The organism is Flavobacteriales bacterium, assembly GCA_020435415.1.
Classification (GTDB): Bacteria; Bacteroidota; Bacteroidia; order JACJYZ01; family JACJYZ01; genus JACJYZ01.
In genome coordinates this window covers 20,705-36,271 of record JAGQZQ010000011.1, presented here as the reverse complement: position 1 = coordinate 36,271, position 15,567 = coordinate 20,705, and the positions used below count along the sequence as shown (strand labels likewise).

The window sequence follows — 15,567 nt, the reverse complement described above, 5'->3', positions numbered from 1 at the left end:
CAAAAGAAGCCCGCAGCATATTGTTGCGGGCTTCTTTTTTTAGCGGTGTAAGGTTATCCGGGAGTGCCCGAAAGCGTGGCACGCATTTCCAGAAGGGAACTTTCCTGCGGCATAAGTTGAAGGGCCCTGTCAATATCGGAGAGTGCATCCTTCCTTCTTCCCTTGCGCATGTACAACTTCGCCCGGTCGTGGTATGCCGGGAAATAATCAGGGTACAGTTCAAGTGTTTTGGTCAGATCCTGCAAGGCCTTCTCATCATTCCCTATCTGGATATACGTAACCGCCCGGTCATAGTAACTGACATGAAACATTGAGTCCAGCTGAATGGCTTTATCGAAATCCCGTAATGCTGAAGAATACTCACCGGTGTTCAGAAAAACCAGTCCGCGATTGACATAAGCTTTTACATAAGAAGAATCCCGCAACAGGATCGCATCGTAATCATCAATGGCCAGGTCGTATTGTTTCATCTCAAAATAGACAGACCCTCTGCCATACAACGCTTCCAGCCGGCCAGGTGCCAGCGAGAGACAGTGGCTCAGATCTGCAAGCGCAGCATTGTTATTTCCATGCCTTACATACAGCAAACCACGCTTTTCAAGGTACTCAGGGCGCTCCGGGTTCAACTTTATGGCCGATGAATAGTCCGCCAGGGCCGCAGAATCATTCTTCATTTTTTCGTAGGTCAATGCACGATTGTAAAACGTGATATCAGATAACGGGTCAAGTTTGATCGAGGCCGTAAGATCATCCAGTGCCTTTTGAAGATGGCCGGTCTTGATAAACAAAATGGCCCGGTTGGTATATGCATTTGAGAATTCAGGGGCCATACGAATACAGGCTTCATAATCCCTCATGGCCATATCAACATCCCTTAACTCCTGGTACACCATACCCCGGTTATTCCGTGCTTCCACAAATAGCGAGTCTCTTTCCAGACATTCCGTAAATGCATCGATGGCCTGTTTCAGTTGGCCATTCTCAAACCGGTAGCTACCCAAATTCCCAAAACCGTAATGATCGTCAGGATACTTCTTTGTCACGTCCGTCCACATAGTTTCGCCATCATGCCAGACTGTGGTTCGGGCAAATGAACACACGGCAAATACCAGAAGTATCACACCAACACCTAACCGAACCGCTTTCAGTGAAAGATACGGTGCTAACAATACGGCCATCACAATAAACAAACCAACATAGGGTACGTACGCAAAACGCTCAGCCAAATAACTCATGCCGAAGGGGACGATCTGTGAGACGGGAAAGAATGTGACCGCAAAAAACATCGCACCGAAAAGCAACAACCTGTTTTTTCTACCCCAGTGATAAACAACAAAGCAAAAACCTATTAGAAGTGGCAAGGCCGCATACACATGCCAGGGAGGTGTTTCCAAACCAATCTTGAAGGGGGGTGGATGATAGGCGGATAAATGCACCGGAATCAACACTTTGAAAAGGTAGATCAAGTAACTGAAGGCCGAGAGAAACACAGTATGTTCATAAGGGTATTTCCCCAATCCCTTCAACGCTCGGGCTTCCTGTTGCGCAATCACCGAAAGGTATATAAACGCTATGGCCAGGAAGAGAAATGGGAGCTTCTTCAACCAGACCTTACCAGTCATTGAATTTCCCCAAACCAAATCCATGATGATCAGAACAGGAAGGAGGGTGATGGCTGTTCCTTTTGAAAGCAAGGACAACACGAAAAACAGCAGAGTCAGTAGATAGGTTTTCGTGGACTTGTCTTCCAGGTGTTTTTTATAAGTGATCAAGGAAGCGATAAAGAAAGTGGCATAAAGCAATTCTTTGCGGGCGGAAACCCAGGCCACCGCCTCCATGTTCATCGGATGAATGCCGAAGAGAAGAGCTACCAGGGCCGCCATTGACACCGAAGGCAACACCCGGCATGCAAAGAAAAACACCAGTGCGGTATTGATCAGGTGAATGAAAAGGTTCGTGAGATGATATCCTGTCGGATCAAGACCACAAAAAGCATAGTCTGCGGCCCAGCTAAGCATGACCAGCGGATTATAAGACCCGTTCACCTGAAGGGTTGAGAACATCGCCTTCACATGTGCCCAGTCCAGTGCGGTGATGATGGCATTGTGCTCGATGTAAATATGGTCATCCCAGTTTACCCATCCGTTGAGCAGCGTTGGCAAAGTAACAACAACGGTAATAACCAGGACGGCCCCAAGCCACTTCCATGGCGAGATATCAAACTTCACCTCCATCAGGAACCGGCAAATAGCGCCATCAATGTTTCGGGGGAATCATTTTCCTTGAGTCGCCGGTATACCTCACGCACCTGTTCACTGTCATCCCATTGCTCGATGTATTCTTTACTCAGCGCCTGTGCCTCGGCATACATACCCGCACCAATCGCGCAGTGTAATGCGATCTTGTAACTTTTTGGTTTGTTTGGATGACCGTATTCTTTTAGCAACAACGCATATTCATAGGCCTTGTCAAAGCGGTTTTTCAGAAACCATGCCTCCATGGTATACATGAGGTTATCCAGGTCTTCATGGTCATGGGTCCACGCCTCCTGCAGGTAGGCAATACCTTCATCATACATTTTCTTATCCCTGATCAGGTAACGTGCATACAGGGTAAGCAGTCGTGCGTACTCATTGCTGTAGCCGGAATCTACCTGAGGCCGGAAAGAATCAATGGCATTCACCCAACGCTCCTTTTTCCGTTCGTAATCCGGCTCCAGTGCAAAGGCATGTCCGAGTATCTTTGCCGTCCATTCATAGTAGCTGACAAAATTATAGCGAGCCAGCACTTCCAGTCTGGCCGAAAGCATTTGCCTGTTTGAATTCACCCAGATCACCCCGAACATCAGCGGAACCAGGGAGAGGGATACTCTTTTCCAGAACACGACGCTTCCCGGCACAGGGCATTCTTTAATCACACAAATCATCAGCACGACCAGAACTGAGGACGGGAGTGAAAACAAATCCGCATCCATCGGCATCGACAGCAACGGGTTGATCATAAAATAAAATCCGGCGGTCACCAGGAATGTCACAGCCATAAGCGGAACAATGCCTTTAAGATTCCTTACCCTCACCCGGCATTTCCAAAGCGAAGCCATCAGCACCCATGCAAACGGCGACCATAGAAATGCAGCATTCATAAAATCCAGTATGTGATAACCACTGAAAAGGTTGTAGTGATCAAGCGGAGGAGGAGGGGAGAACAATGGCAGGAATAGGCGTTCGAAGGCTTCCGACACATGTTGTATCCGGCGTTCATCACGGTGATCACCGAATACGAAAAAGTACAGGATCAGTCCGCCCAGGATTTGCGGAACCACCACCCAGCGCCCCAGCATCTTCCATGACAATTGCTGCGCACGGATCTTGCCGAACACATAGAGACCGGTGACCAGCAAGGCCGGAGCATACAGTAGAGCTGTGCCATGCATTTTTACCGCCAGGACATAAAATACCACGGATACCCCCCAATACCGGCGGCTGCATTTTGTAAATGCCACAACCAACAAAAGCAGGAAGGCGGTGTGCACAAGCATCACCGGTGCATAAATCTCCATATGACCAAAAAATATCCACCACATCGGCAGGGTCATCACGGCAATGAACACCGGCCATTTCAAAGGATGACCTTTGAGAAAATGCAAAACGAACATGCCAAATATCAGGACACAGATCACGGCACACAGGACATCAAGCATCAGAAATACCCGACCGTATGTCCACCCGGTGGCATAGGCCAGGTAGGTGGTGCCTGACAAAATGGTTTTCTCGCCATCCCACGGTGAAGCATTGAGGCGAAACATGGCATCTTTGGCCATATCCGGGATCTCCGTGATCCGCACCCCCACATAGCTCTTGAATTTATATGCATCACCGTAAAAATCCTCCACAATGGGAAATGCCATGATCAATGCCATCATAACGAGACTTACCGTTGCCGGAACAACCCACGATTTAACCCCAGGTTCACGCCAGGAAAGGGTCTTTACCGGCATCAACCAAACCAGGAGGATATAAATGCCGGTTACAAAAACGGGCAATGTGCCGGTAAACGACAGGAAGTGAATTCCCCAGGCCTGTTGCGGAAAGAAGATCCCGATGACATAAAGAACCAGGCATGCCACCAATCCCATCCATTGATGCTTATTCATTTAACCTGCTTTTGGTTTTGGTTTGATCAGGGTAAGCCGGACCACCTCCTTGATCGAAATAAGATTCAACGGGAATTCAAAAAACACGTGAAGCGTGGTGAGTAAAAGAACACAAAGCATTCCCGTCCTGTAATCATACATAAACAATCCGGCGGATACCACCCAAAGCAGGATGATCGCAATGGTTCTTTTTGTGGTGAGGTTCTTGTGCCAGCCGATCACGGTGGTCTTTGAGAACCAGTTCAGGTAATGGTAAATGTAGGCGAATGCCACAAACACCTGCATCTTATAATCGTTGGGCGCATAGAAGTAAAAACCTTTTCCGTCCGAACTTCCGATGGACCTGCCCAGCATGACATTAAGCACGTGAAAATCGTTGCCGGTGAAGGTCGCCTTCACGTATTCACTCAGGGGGGTCATCTCAGGAAAGACAGGCAAAGCCACAATGAACAATGGCACCAGGAGCATGCTCACCAGGCATGCAATTCCGGTGGAGGTGGGTTCTTTCAGATGGCCGTAGATCATAAATATATAGGTAAACAAATACACATGAATGATCGTGGGCAGAAATAAACCTATCCAGAGATTATAGGCGAACACATCACGCAAAAGGAATGCACTGCTTATACCTGCAAGCAATACCAGAATTCGTGCAATCGCATCTTTCAGGAAGACCAGCGTCGCAGCAAGGATCAGGGCCATCCACACACATCCGTTGATCCAGCCATACATCTGTTGAACCGGCCAACCCATCGCCACCACAACATCATTCCAAAGAGGGATCTGCAGCATATATGGCAGAGAAAATCCGAAAGCCAGAGCACCAAAGGCCCATTTCCAGGTGTTCCCTTTGACAAAGAATTGCTTTTGCTCCAACCAGTTCAGCTCCGTTACATAATGAAGCGGTCCGAGAATGGCAAACGCGTATAGGAAAAGATGAAATGGAATGACATAAGCCATCAGCAGTGACACCCATATCAGTGCCGCATTAAGCATATTCATCCTGTAAGTATTCATCACGCTCCGTACGCATCACAAACTTAGCCATAAACACACGGATAGCCAGCGAAAAAATCACAGGATCAATTAAGACATAATAAGACAATGGTGATTATTGAAGGAATCAAGGATTGAAGCTCATGCATTTCTAATACTGAAATACAGGTAACCCGAATATATCATTAACAATATCATCCCTTGCCAACGATCCAACCTCATTTTCCTTCCAATGAACATGGCTGCGAATAAAATGACTGTCCCTATCAATAATAACACCAGATCCCGGTTCAATTGCGCATTGTAATCCAATGACCTTATGATTGCGCTGACGGCCAACACAAACAGTATATTGAAGATATTTGATCCGATTACATTCCCAATCGCAATATCATTCTTTCCCCTAACCGCCGCCATGACGGAAGTAGCAAGCTCAGGAAGAGAGGTGCCGGCGGCAACAATGGTCAATCCGATCATTTGCTCACTTACCCCCATATCCCGGGCAATTGCCACTGCATGATCCACCAGAAGCTTACCTCCAAGAACAAGACCGAACAAACCGAGAACAACGAATCTCCAGGATTTGAGCGACGACGATTTTCTTTGGGAGTCTTCCGTTGAAACGGTATCAGCCTTAAGCTGTCGGCTGACATAAATCATGAACCCTGCAAAGCCTGTCATTAGCACAAAACCGTCAAGTTTACTCAATGTCAATATACCTGCCCCAAGGAAACCGTTGACAAGTATTAGCAGTAACACCGTCGCTGCAAATGATATCGGTATTTCCAGCCATACCGTTCTTGATTTCACGGCTACCGGTGCGATAAGCGCCGTAACACCTAAAATAACAAAGAGATTGAAGTTGTTACTGCCTATGACATTCCCGAAAACTATCCCCTGATGATCTTGATAAGCTGCCAGTACATTCACTACCAGTTCCGGTGCAGACGTTCCGAAGGCTACAATGGTCAGTCCGACGGTAATATCCGATACATTATTATTCTTGGCGATGGCCGATGCACCTGCCACCAACATATCGGCACTTTTAACCAGGGCAACCAACCCTACAATGAGGAGAAGGATATCTGACCACATAGAAACACAAGAAATAAGATACTTCCGTAAAATTGAGAAGAAAAAACGATCCGTGAACCGAAAGGGAAAAAGATTTTTCCTGGCTTTTACATCCAACGCACCTGATCATGGCAAGACCCTGCTGAAACGCGATGACCTCTTAAAGTTATTGGGTAATATCAATGTCATACCTGCCCAGCAATCCGACCACCTCCGGCAATGCGAAACGAGCCTGACTGATGTAGTTCTGTTCCGGATCAATGGAATAGTTAATGGCTGTGCGGAAGTCGGCCTTCTCCAGTAAAGTGTTTTCGAATACGGCTCCCGACAGGTCACATGCCTCGAAAACGGCACCTGAAAGTTCGGTCTCCACGAAATCTACCTCGTGTAGTCTGCATGAAGAAAACCGCGTTCCCTTCAGCTTGAGCCGGAAAAAAGAAGACAGATCAAGTATGCAATCCGAGAAAGAGAGTTGCAGGAGAAAAGGCTTGGCGTCTTCAAAATGCACTCCCATCAGCTTACACTTCTGAAAGGTCACATCCTGCAATGCAGTACCCTTAAGAATGACACCACTCAGGTCACAGTCGGTGAAGGTGCATTCAATAAAGCGGTAATCGGAAAGGTCGGCATTCCCGAACGTGCATTGCTCAAACCTGCACAACTCGTAATCGCCCTTTGGCAATGCTTCATCGGAAAAATCTTTCCTGTCGAATACCTGATCTTCGGTCAAGCCCATGGGTAAATGAATGAGCTGCCGAAGTTAAGGATCAACAAACACAATACATAAAGATGAGCTCCGGGAATCGACCGGAACGAGCATGTACATACCGGCAGGCAGGTTGCCGCGTTCAATCCGGGCGGGACCATTCACGCTGATCTCCCTGACCTCTTGACCATATACATCAAACAGTTTCCAGACCGTACTACCCGGTGATGCCGGAACCAACATAATGGCCATAGTTGCAGGGTTAGGGTAGAGTAATGATTTGTTCGTCATCTCAGGAGGCAGTCCAACCGCCGGTTCAAAAAGATAGGCCCCGATCTCGGTCAGGTCACCTGAGCGACTGATGTACGTGGGGACCGACGTTTCAAATGCAAACAGGGGAGGGTAGGAAGAAACGGCTGCCGCAAGAGGTCCTGCATTATTTATCAGAGGCGAGCCGGGTGCCGGGGTGTAATCATCCGCCCCCATATTCACAAACATCGGATCAGAACCGGTGAGGTTTCCTGAAACATCCGTCACGAAAGCCGATACGTTCGAATGGCTCACTTTCCATCCCGTATTGATCCAGTTGTTACGTAACTCCATATACCCGTCATCATCCACCATTGCCAGGGATGAGCCACCGTTGTCGGCATAGATAACGTTGTTCCGGACATCAGCTTTCTCTTCATCGGTAGATAAACGCATCAGGGTCGTATTTCCATTGCGCGTAGAGACGATTGTGTTATGATAGAAGTAGAGCATGCCCTTGCGGTACTGCGAAGTTGTTCCGTTGTCTCCGCCATAATGGAGGATCTGACTATTGCCCTCACCGTCATACTCCAGCAGGACATTGTTATAGACAAAGGTCTCATGATATTCCGGCATGTTAATCAGATCGTCATGATCGGATTCCACCAGGTCGAGTTGACGGTTGCCACCTTCGATCCAGTTGTATCGGATAACGGTTCCGGCAGACCGGTCCTTCAGATTATTGCCCGGACAATTGGTACGTAATCTTCCGAAACGGTTAAATTGATAGGTGATGTGTTGTGATTCCGTGTAGGTATTGTGTTCATAAATGCTGTTCTCAATGCCATTGTCGTAGATATAGCAATACTCAATCAACACATCAGAAGATTGCCAGGCGGCGAAAATCCCATTGCCGCAGTCGTGCACATCGCAATGACTAATGGTGATGTGGTCACCGTTTTCAATAAAGACGGCTGCGGCATTGCTTGAATAGGATGCGCTGTTTCCTCCATCATCCGTAAAGGAAAAGCCGGTCCTCGCCGTTCTGATCTCCAGGTCACGGATCTCAACATAAGCCGCGTTGTCATTAGGCGTGCTTGTTCCGCCCACCTTGATCACCCCGCGCCCTTCCGACCAGTAATCAAGCTGTAAGCGCGTGGTGGCATTTTCACCTGTGATCACCGGTTTCAGATTTCCGGAAGGGATGCCCATGATCACGACGGGGTTAGCAGAAGTTCCTGTTGCGCCGATCACAAATTTCTCGGCATAAGGTTGCGCGCGGTAGTGGATGAGCACTGAATCCCCTGCCGCCAGCGATTCCAGCGGCACGTCGGAAATATTGGTGTAGGTCTGCCCGGGACCAACATGGTAAGTGGTCGCCAGGGCTTCACAAGAAAATCCAAAACAAACGGCAACGAAGGAGATCGGGAGCAATAATTTCTTATTCATAAACCGGCGTTTGAGGTTTACAACAAGATATAAAATCGCAGGGGATTTAAAGGCATGAAACTTTGCCTGTCATTCATTCTACGAAGATGTCACCCCTACGGGGCTTTCTTCTGTTTACCGATAACCCGTCAGACCTTCATTCTTCACTCTTCTTCATTCTTCAGCCTCCATTTCAAAACCACAAACAAAAAGGCAGCGAAGATCAACGCACCGGTCATGATATACCATGTCACATCAAATCCGTACCTATCAATCAGATGCATACCTGCATTATGGCAGAAGATATGCCCCAGACCGAAGGTCATGGTGAACAAGGCCATGTATTCCCCGGAACGTCCGCGGGCAGCACGGTCCATAGCCCAGCGGTTCATAAACGGGAAATTGAGCATTTCACCGAAAGTCATCAACATCATGCCGGTGATCAGCACGTGAGATGCGCTGCTCATATTCAGAACAAAAAAGCTGGCACCAATCATCAGGGTGCTTACCACCAGAATCCGAATAGAGGAAAATCCAGGGCTATCGAAAAATTTCACCAGCGGCATTTCCAGAAGAAAGATTACTATCCCGTTCATGGCAAGCAGCAAACCGATGTTATCTTCAGACATATGATGTGCTTCCCGGTAGTACAGCGGGATGGTCGAGAAATACTGAAGGAAGGCAAAGCTGACCAGGAACGATGCACCTATGAACAACAGGAACGTCCGGTCGCGATACGGTGAAATTTCGGTCATCTCCGTCACGTGGCTCACGGATTTTGTCTTACGTTTATCCAGAACGGCAAGAAAGAGCAAGCCGGCGCCAAGACATGTCAATCCGTCAATCCAGAAAAGTCCGGAATAACCGATGGTTGTAATGATCAATCCACCCATGGCGGGCCCCATAGAAAAACCCAGGTTGATCGCCAAACGGATCAGCGTCACGTTCCGCGTTTTGTTTTCCGGTTTACTGTATGCATTCAATGCCACGAAGAGGGCAGGGCGGGAGGTGTCTGCTACACTCATGAGCACAAACACGCCTGCGGAAAGCAGTGCGATGCTATCCATGAACTGCAAGAGGATAAACAATACCCCCGACAACAAAAAGCTCCACAGGATCACCGGGTAGAAGCCCCAGCGGTCTGTAAGTTTGCCTCCGATCCATGCACCCAGGGTGGAGCCACAGCCAAAGGCAGTCAGCACCCATCCGGCAGCATCCAGGGAGTAACCCAGGTCCTCCGTCAGATATAGGGACAAGAATGGCACAACCATGGTACCCGCACGATTGATAAGGGTCACCAGCGCAAGGAACCACACCTCCCGGCGAAGGCCGCGGAAGGAGGAAATATACATATGATAAGCTTTTGCTACCATGACAAAAAAAAGCCCGGATCCAAATGGTCCGGGCTTATCTATGATCGAAATTCAGTTATCAGTTTCATAATGGTTCACCCGGATTCAGGACATACTTCACACATTGCTTGGTCGCCCATAGCTGTGAAATTTCAGTCCTGTTATGTACCGGATTGTATTGCATGGTGCAAATGTAGGAAATTGATCCATGCCTTTTCAACAGAACTAAATTTATTTATTTTTCAATATTTATTGAAACTTTTATATATTTGATCCATGAATATGATCGCTTATATCATCTATTTACCCTTTACCTATCTCATTACCGTAAGGGTAGGGTGGCTGTTCTTCCGGAACGGAGCGACCTATATTACAGACATGTTCCCTGACGATCCTGGTACCGCACAGGCCGTCAACAAACTACTTCTGACCGGCTACTACCTTTTGAATCTGGGCTATGCAACAATCACACTGACCGGATGGGAAGAAGTGACCTCCTGGCAAAACCTGGTGGAAGTCATCGCGCACAAACTCGGCACCATCCTAATGATATTATCCCTGCTACATTATCAAAACCTGCTGGTCATTGCCTGGATCAGTGCAAGACGGAATAAGAAATCAGGCTTCTCAAACCATACACAAACCAAAAATCAAACGTCATGAAAAACGAACTCATCTTCTACGGCTACATGATCTACTTGCCCATTGTATTGCTGCTCACATTGGTGGTATCCAAAACCCTTTTTAAGAATGGAAAGATATTTCTGATGGACATATTCAACGGACGCGAAGAAATCGCCCAGTCGACCAACCGCCTGCTGGAAGTCGGATTTTATTTATTAAACCTTGGCTTCGCCCTTCTGATCATGGAAATCTATGATTACGGCAACCCTGATATCTCAAAACAGGAGGTCATGGAAGCACTCAGTTCAAAGATCGGCGGGTTCTCCATTTACCTCGGACTGATGTTGTTCTTTAATCTCTTCCTGTTTTTCCGCGGCAAGAAAAAAGCCAAAGACAACCGCATCCGCGCTGCCCAAATGGGCTTCCTGACAGAAAGCAAAAACACTGAAACAGCAAAATCATGAAACGGGTAGTGATTGCCGGAGGATCAGGCTTCATAGGCCAATCCCTGGCCAGACAATTTGCCAATGACGGCATACAGGTAACCATACTCTCACGCCGCGGCACCCCACCGTCAGCACACATCAATGGGGTAACATGGAACGCGCATACCAGGGGGAACTGGGAAAAGGCACTTGAAGGCGCCGACATGCTCATCAATCTTTGCGGACGTTCTGTGGACTGCCGGTATAATGAGAAAAACAAAAAGGAAATTTTCCAGTCCCGCCTGATCCCCACACGACTACTGGGGGAGGCAGTGGCAGCATGTAGCCACCCGCCGGCCGTATGGGTACAGATGACCTCAGCCACCATATATCGCCATGCGGAAGACAAACCAATGGATGAAATATCGGGAGAGATCGGTGATGGATTTTCAGTGGACGTATGCCAGGCCTGGGAAAAGACCTTTTCCGACATCCATCTTCCACAAACCCGGAAGATTATTTTACGCACTGCCTTTGTACTGGGGAAGCAGGGAGGGGCACTGCAGGCTTTCGTGAAACTGGCACGTTTCGGACTCGGAGGTACGATGGGGAAAGGTAACCAAATGTGCAGCTGGATCCATGAACGAGACCTTTGCCGTATAATCCGTTTTCTTCACAACAATCCGGAAGCCCAGGGGATATTCAACACTTCATCTCCCGGACCCATCAACAACGAAGATTTCATGCGGCATCTGCGCGCTGTCTGCAGCGTCCCATTTGGACTTCCTGCCTACACGTGGATGCTGGCCATAGGCACATGGTTGGCCAGAACCGAGATGGAACTGATCGTAAAAAGCAGATGGGTGATTCCCCGGCGGATCACGGAACTTGGTTTTCAATTCGAGTATTCCAATATTCAAAATGCTTGCAGGGACCTGCTCAAATAATACCATCGCATCGTTACAAAAAGAAAAAAGGGAACCCCAATGGATTCCCTTTTCTCAACACGACTAGTGTTAACTATTTCTGCAGATCATCCAGAATCCCCTGTATCCGCGCCTTCTGATTCTCCGGTGCCATCTCCAATGCTTTTTTGTAGTTCTTGATTGCGTTGGCTTTGTCGCCCTTGTTACCATAGGCCTCTGCCAGACTATCATACACATTCCATGACTTTGGGTTCTTCTTCACGTTGTCCTGAAAAACGCTAAGCGCCTCATCCACCTGTCCCAATCCCATCAATTGATAACCGTAAGTGTTCACCTGCTGCTCGGTTCCCAGTGGCATGGCTTCCTTGGCCAGCTGTTTGGCTTCATCTATTCTGCCCATTTGTCTTAACACCAATGACTTTGTCATCAGGTTATTATAATTTTTGTTCTGGTTGATCGAACGATCCACCCAGCCAAGTGCCTCATGGAGATGAATATTGTTGGCCGCACAGTAGTTGGCAATCTGATTCCAGCCCTGCCATGAGAACTGGGCAAGCCCGGTCAACTCTGTCTTCATGTTTTCCAGTACCTGCTCTTTCAGGTTGATCGAGATCCGGATGGGCACTTCCAGTTTTTCCCATTTCAATGAAAGGGTCGCATGGTCCGCCTGGCGATCCGGAAATTCATAGGTTAGCCACTCGTGAAAGGTGGTTTCTACCGGCGTTACGGATACCCTGAACAGATCATTGTTCTTGTTGTAAGCAAAGCTTCCCCACGCATCTTTGTCGGTAGAGAAGATCACCATCCATTGTTCCTTGCCGGGGATCATGTGCAAGCCGTAGGTCCCGGCTGCAATGAATTTTCCTTCCACCATGGCATCACGACTGAAAGTAACGGTGGTGTTCTCATTGGCACCACAACGCCATACCTGATCGTACGGGACAAGACTGCCCCAGATGGTGCGCTTGTTTACACCGGGACTGCTATAGTTTACCGTTACGTCCAGCAGACCTATGCGTTGACTCACAGATGCTGCCTGACTGGCGCGCGGCTGGGTTAGATTTTGTTGGGCATGTAAAGCGGATGAGAAACACAATGCCGCTCCACATAGCCATAAAGCTACTGAGTTTTTCATGGGGTTGGGTTGATGTTAGTGAATTAAGTGATGCAAAGTTAATCATGCAAAAGACGAATGAAGCATGATCGGGTTGCATCTTCGATGCATCTTTAAGAATTAAAATTAAGAATGAAGAATTAAGAATGAAGATGGGAAACTACGGGAAGGGAATGATCAGAGAAATTTCTTTTGTGGATTGCTCTGTATTCTTTGTGCCTTCTTTGCGTATACTCTGTGTTAATATTTTTTGCTTATCACAGAGAACCGCAGAGACCTTGCAGAGTTACACAGAGAAAAATTAAGAATGAAGAATGAAGATGGGAAACTACGGGAAGGGAATGATCAAAGGAATTTTCTCAGCCATTTTTTGGCAGACTCCACATCCTTGAACATGCGGGCGGGACGTGGTGGGGTATTGATGGTGAGGTAGGTATTCACGATGAGTCGTGATGCAAGTGAAGAGGTGACAATCGCCTCCGCCTTTTTCACCCTGTTGATCAATGGATGGGATGCGATGTACTCCCTTACATCCTTGTTAATAGACACATATCTTGAGTCCAGATCAAAGAGCATTGGGCGTGGTATACCGTTGGCAAGCTTCGCGAACCCCCAAGCCATTTCATCCACGAGCTGTCTGGACACATCAATGTGGTCCAGTTCGGGATTGCTGGCGGTTATATATAGGATACCTTCCTCAGTGAGTTCCATCTGATGGATGTCTGTACGTATCAGTGTTGCGGTTTCCTCACGGACCGCCGTCAAACGTTTAGCCATAAGTAAGTAATTTCACGGACCTCTCCTGCCAATTGGAGAGTTAATCGGAGGCACCTGTTTGTATTCTGTACCGCTTTATTTTATCGGCAAACTACACTATATAGACGACCAATATAACGAAAAGGTTGCATATCTACACGTAAATGTATGAAAATTAACACATTGTAACCCGCAAAGCGTTTAAGGGCAAGGGTTAGGTAGTTTTGCGGACGGTCAAACGGGTTTGTAGTTTGTAGTTTGTGGTTTATAGTTTCTTGTTTGTGGTTCTCCGTCCTAGCGATCAGCATACGGTACGTCAACCTTAGACCTTAAACCTTAAACCACCCTGTCCCTGAAAACTTCAGATTCATAAGATTTCAAGAAAGGCTCCCCCTCCTTCGTTAAAGCTATGGCGGGCAATGCAACTACAAACCACAAACTACCAACCAGTTATTCTTCCTGGTCGTCTTTTACCTGGAGTATGGAGAGTTCGAGGATCATGGGGATGGGGTTGTGAAATTGCAAAAGTAACAAGTGTGTTCTATACAGGGAGGAGCCACAAGACACAACCCTCAAACTATATCTGTATCTTATTTTTCAAAATGCGTTATAAAACAACCATGTGGATCAGGCCAATCGCAATATTACTTCTCTTATCCAAACCTGCTTGCGCGCAGTTAATTGAGAAAAATGTGTATTGCGGAAGTCAAGAGCAAATCCCAGACACCACAATTGTTAAAGCCAGCCAATTAAGAATATCCTGGAGGAAATGCAAACGCATATTATTTAACAAAGGGTATAGTTATTGGGGATCAAATAATGGTATGGAAAGACAAATTATGGATCATCAATACCGTTATTTAGTGATATATAACAAGCAAGGACATTTAAGATATGAGGGTTTCAAAGGCTACTATTCCGGATTCTGTGGAGATGTGAAATTCTATAAACGCAACGGCCGGCTTAAAACTGTTGGCAACTATAGCGCTTTTGACTTTACAGTTGTTGTTAACAATGGAAAGGATACTTTAAAGAATTGGAGTTTTAGTGATAGCGTAATGAAAGACGGAACTTGGAGGCACTATGATTCTCAAAATCGATTGAAAAAAGAAAAGATTTACAACATTGCGCTACTAAAGGAGAATTACCCTATTAAATATTGCAGGATGATTACCATTAACCGATACGACAAAAAGGGCCATGTCGTTCAAAGCCGAAAGAGAAAGAAGTGGACCACCAGATCTTGGGGTAACTTTGGCAGGTAGCATTAGCCTCACTACATAAATGTCCCATAATTAATATTATGTTAAGTTTTAATTTTAACCAAACTCCCCAGTGTTTACAGTCATCTCCTGATTCTCCGTAGCTACACATAATCTCAATACATCTCCCTTCCTCCATTTCTCGTAAGCATTCGCCTTTTCCCCACTGACCAAGGGCATAAATCCGGCTTTCCAATGCCCGATTGTTGTTAAAGTGTTTATTGCTACAGAAATCATATAAACCAGATTCACAGTTTTTTATGTACGATTTGGTGATGTGTGACTTGGTGATGTGTGACTTGGTGATGTGTGACTTGGTGATGTATGACTTGGTGATATGTGACGCCAACCAGAAACCAGAAACTAGAAACCAGAAACTAGAAACTGCAACCCCAGGACAACAAATACCATACGGTACGTCAACCTTAAACTTTAAACCTAAAACCGTAAACCGTAAACCGTTAAAACAAAACCAGCGCCCTTTCGAACGCTGGTTTAAATC

13 protein-coding genes are annotated in these 15,567 nt (G+C 46.9%); 4 read left to right on the top strand and 9 right to left on the bottom strand.

The window, feature by feature from the left end:
* Nucleotides 1–53: 53 nt before the first annotated feature.
* The 7 genes from KDD36_03575 to KDD36_03545 form a co-directional block, all read right to left on the bottom strand.
* Nucleotides 54–2,234: a tetratricopeptide repeat protein gene (locus tag KDD36_03575; protein ID MCB0395706.1), complete on the bottom strand. Its 2,181-nt coding sequence runs from the start codon at nucleotides 2,232–2,234 to the stop codon at nucleotides 54–56.
* Nucleotides 2,234–4,153: a hypothetical protein gene (locus tag KDD36_03570; GenBank protein MCB0395705.1), complete on the bottom strand. Its 1,920-nt coding sequence runs from the start codon at nucleotides 4,151–4,153 to the stop codon at nucleotides 2,234–2,236. Before KDD36_03570 ends, KDD36_03575 begins: the two co-directional genes overlap by 1 nt.
* Nucleotides 4,154–5,155, bottom strand: coding sequence for a hypothetical protein (locus KDD36_03565; protein ID MCB0395704.1), 1,002 nt, complete (start codon nucleotides 5,153–5,155; stop codon nucleotides 4,154–4,156).
* A 135-nt stretch (nucleotides 5,156–5,290) separates the two neighbouring features.
* Nucleotides 5,291–6,244: a calcium/sodium antiporter gene (locus KDD36_03560; GenBank protein MCB0395703.1), complete on the bottom strand. Its 954-nt coding sequence runs from the start codon at nucleotides 6,242–6,244 to the stop codon at nucleotides 5,291–5,293.
* Between the two features lie 145 nt (nucleotides 6,245–6,389).
* Nucleotides 6,390–6,959: a pentapeptide repeat-containing protein gene (locus KDD36_03555; GenBank protein MCB0395702.1), complete on the bottom strand. Its 570-nt coding sequence runs from the start codon at nucleotides 6,957–6,959 to the stop codon at nucleotides 6,390–6,392.
* Between the two features lie 24 nt (nucleotides 6,960–6,983).
* Nucleotides 6,984–8,627 carry a T9SS type A sorting domain-containing protein gene (locus KDD36_03550; GenBank protein MCB0395701.1) on the bottom strand — a complete coding sequence of 548 codons (1,644 nt, stop codon included), beginning with the start codon at nucleotides 8,625–8,627 and terminating at the stop codon, nucleotides 6,984–6,986.
* Between the two features lie 143 nt (nucleotides 8,628–8,770).
* Entirely contained in the window at nucleotides 8,771–9,979 is a 1,209-nt protein-coding gene (locus KDD36_03545) for an MFS transporter (GenBank protein ID MCB0395700.1), read from the bottom strand.
* Between the two features lie 255 nt (nucleotides 9,980–10,234).
* Between KDD36_03545 and KDD36_03540 the strand changes: the two genes are divergently transcribed.
* Genes KDD36_03540 through KDD36_03530 form a run of 3 tightly spaced genes read left to right on the top strand, consistent with a single transcriptional unit; the run spans nucleotide 10,235 to nucleotide 11,954 of the window.
* Nucleotides 10,235–10,621: a hypothetical protein gene (locus KDD36_03540; GenBank protein ID MCB0395699.1), complete on the top strand. Its 387-nt coding sequence runs from the start codon at nucleotides 10,235–10,237 to the stop codon at nucleotides 10,619–10,621.
* On the top strand, nucleotides 10,618–11,046 hold the full coding sequence (locus KDD36_03535; protein ID MCB0395698.1) for a hypothetical protein: 429 nt from the start codon (nucleotides 10,618–10,620) through the stop codon (nucleotides 11,044–11,046). Before KDD36_03540 ends, KDD36_03535 begins: the two co-directional genes overlap by 4 nt.
* The gene (locus KDD36_03530; GenBank protein MCB0395697.1) at nucleotides 11,043–11,954 is read left to right on the top strand and encodes a TIGR01777 family oxidoreductase; all 912 of its coding nucleotides are present in this window, start codon (nucleotides 11,043–11,045) and stop codon (nucleotides 11,952–11,954) included. The genes KDD36_03535 and KDD36_03530 overlap by 4 nt, the downstream gene beginning before the upstream one ends.
* A gap of 73 nt (nucleotides 11,955–12,027) precedes the next feature.
* On the opposite strand, the gene KDD36_03525 is transcribed toward KDD36_03530, so the two are convergent.
* Both KDD36_03525 and KDD36_03520 read right to left on the bottom strand, forming a co-directional pair.
* The gene (locus KDD36_03525; protein ID MCB0395696.1) at nucleotides 12,028–13,068 is read right to left on the bottom strand and encodes a DUF2911 domain-containing protein; all 1,041 of its coding nucleotides are present in this window, start codon (nucleotides 13,066–13,068) and stop codon (nucleotides 12,028–12,030) included.
* 324 nt (nucleotides 13,069–13,392) lie between these two features.
* Nucleotides 13,393–13,824 (bottom strand): hypothetical protein, encoded by a 432-nt coding sequence (locus KDD36_03520; GenBank protein ID MCB0395695.1) that lies wholly within the window; start codon nucleotides 13,822–13,824, stop codon nucleotides 13,393–13,395.
* Nucleotides 13,825–14,222: 398 nt separating this feature from the next.
* Here KDD36_03520 and KDD36_03515 point away from each other — a divergent pair, with 398 nt between their 5' ends.
* Nucleotides 14,223–15,068 (top strand): hypothetical protein, encoded by an 846-nt coding sequence (locus KDD36_03515; GenBank protein ID MCB0395694.1) that lies wholly within the window; start codon nucleotides 14,223–14,225, stop codon nucleotides 15,066–15,068.
* The last annotated feature ends 499 nt before the right edge of the window (nucleotides 15,069–15,567 follow it).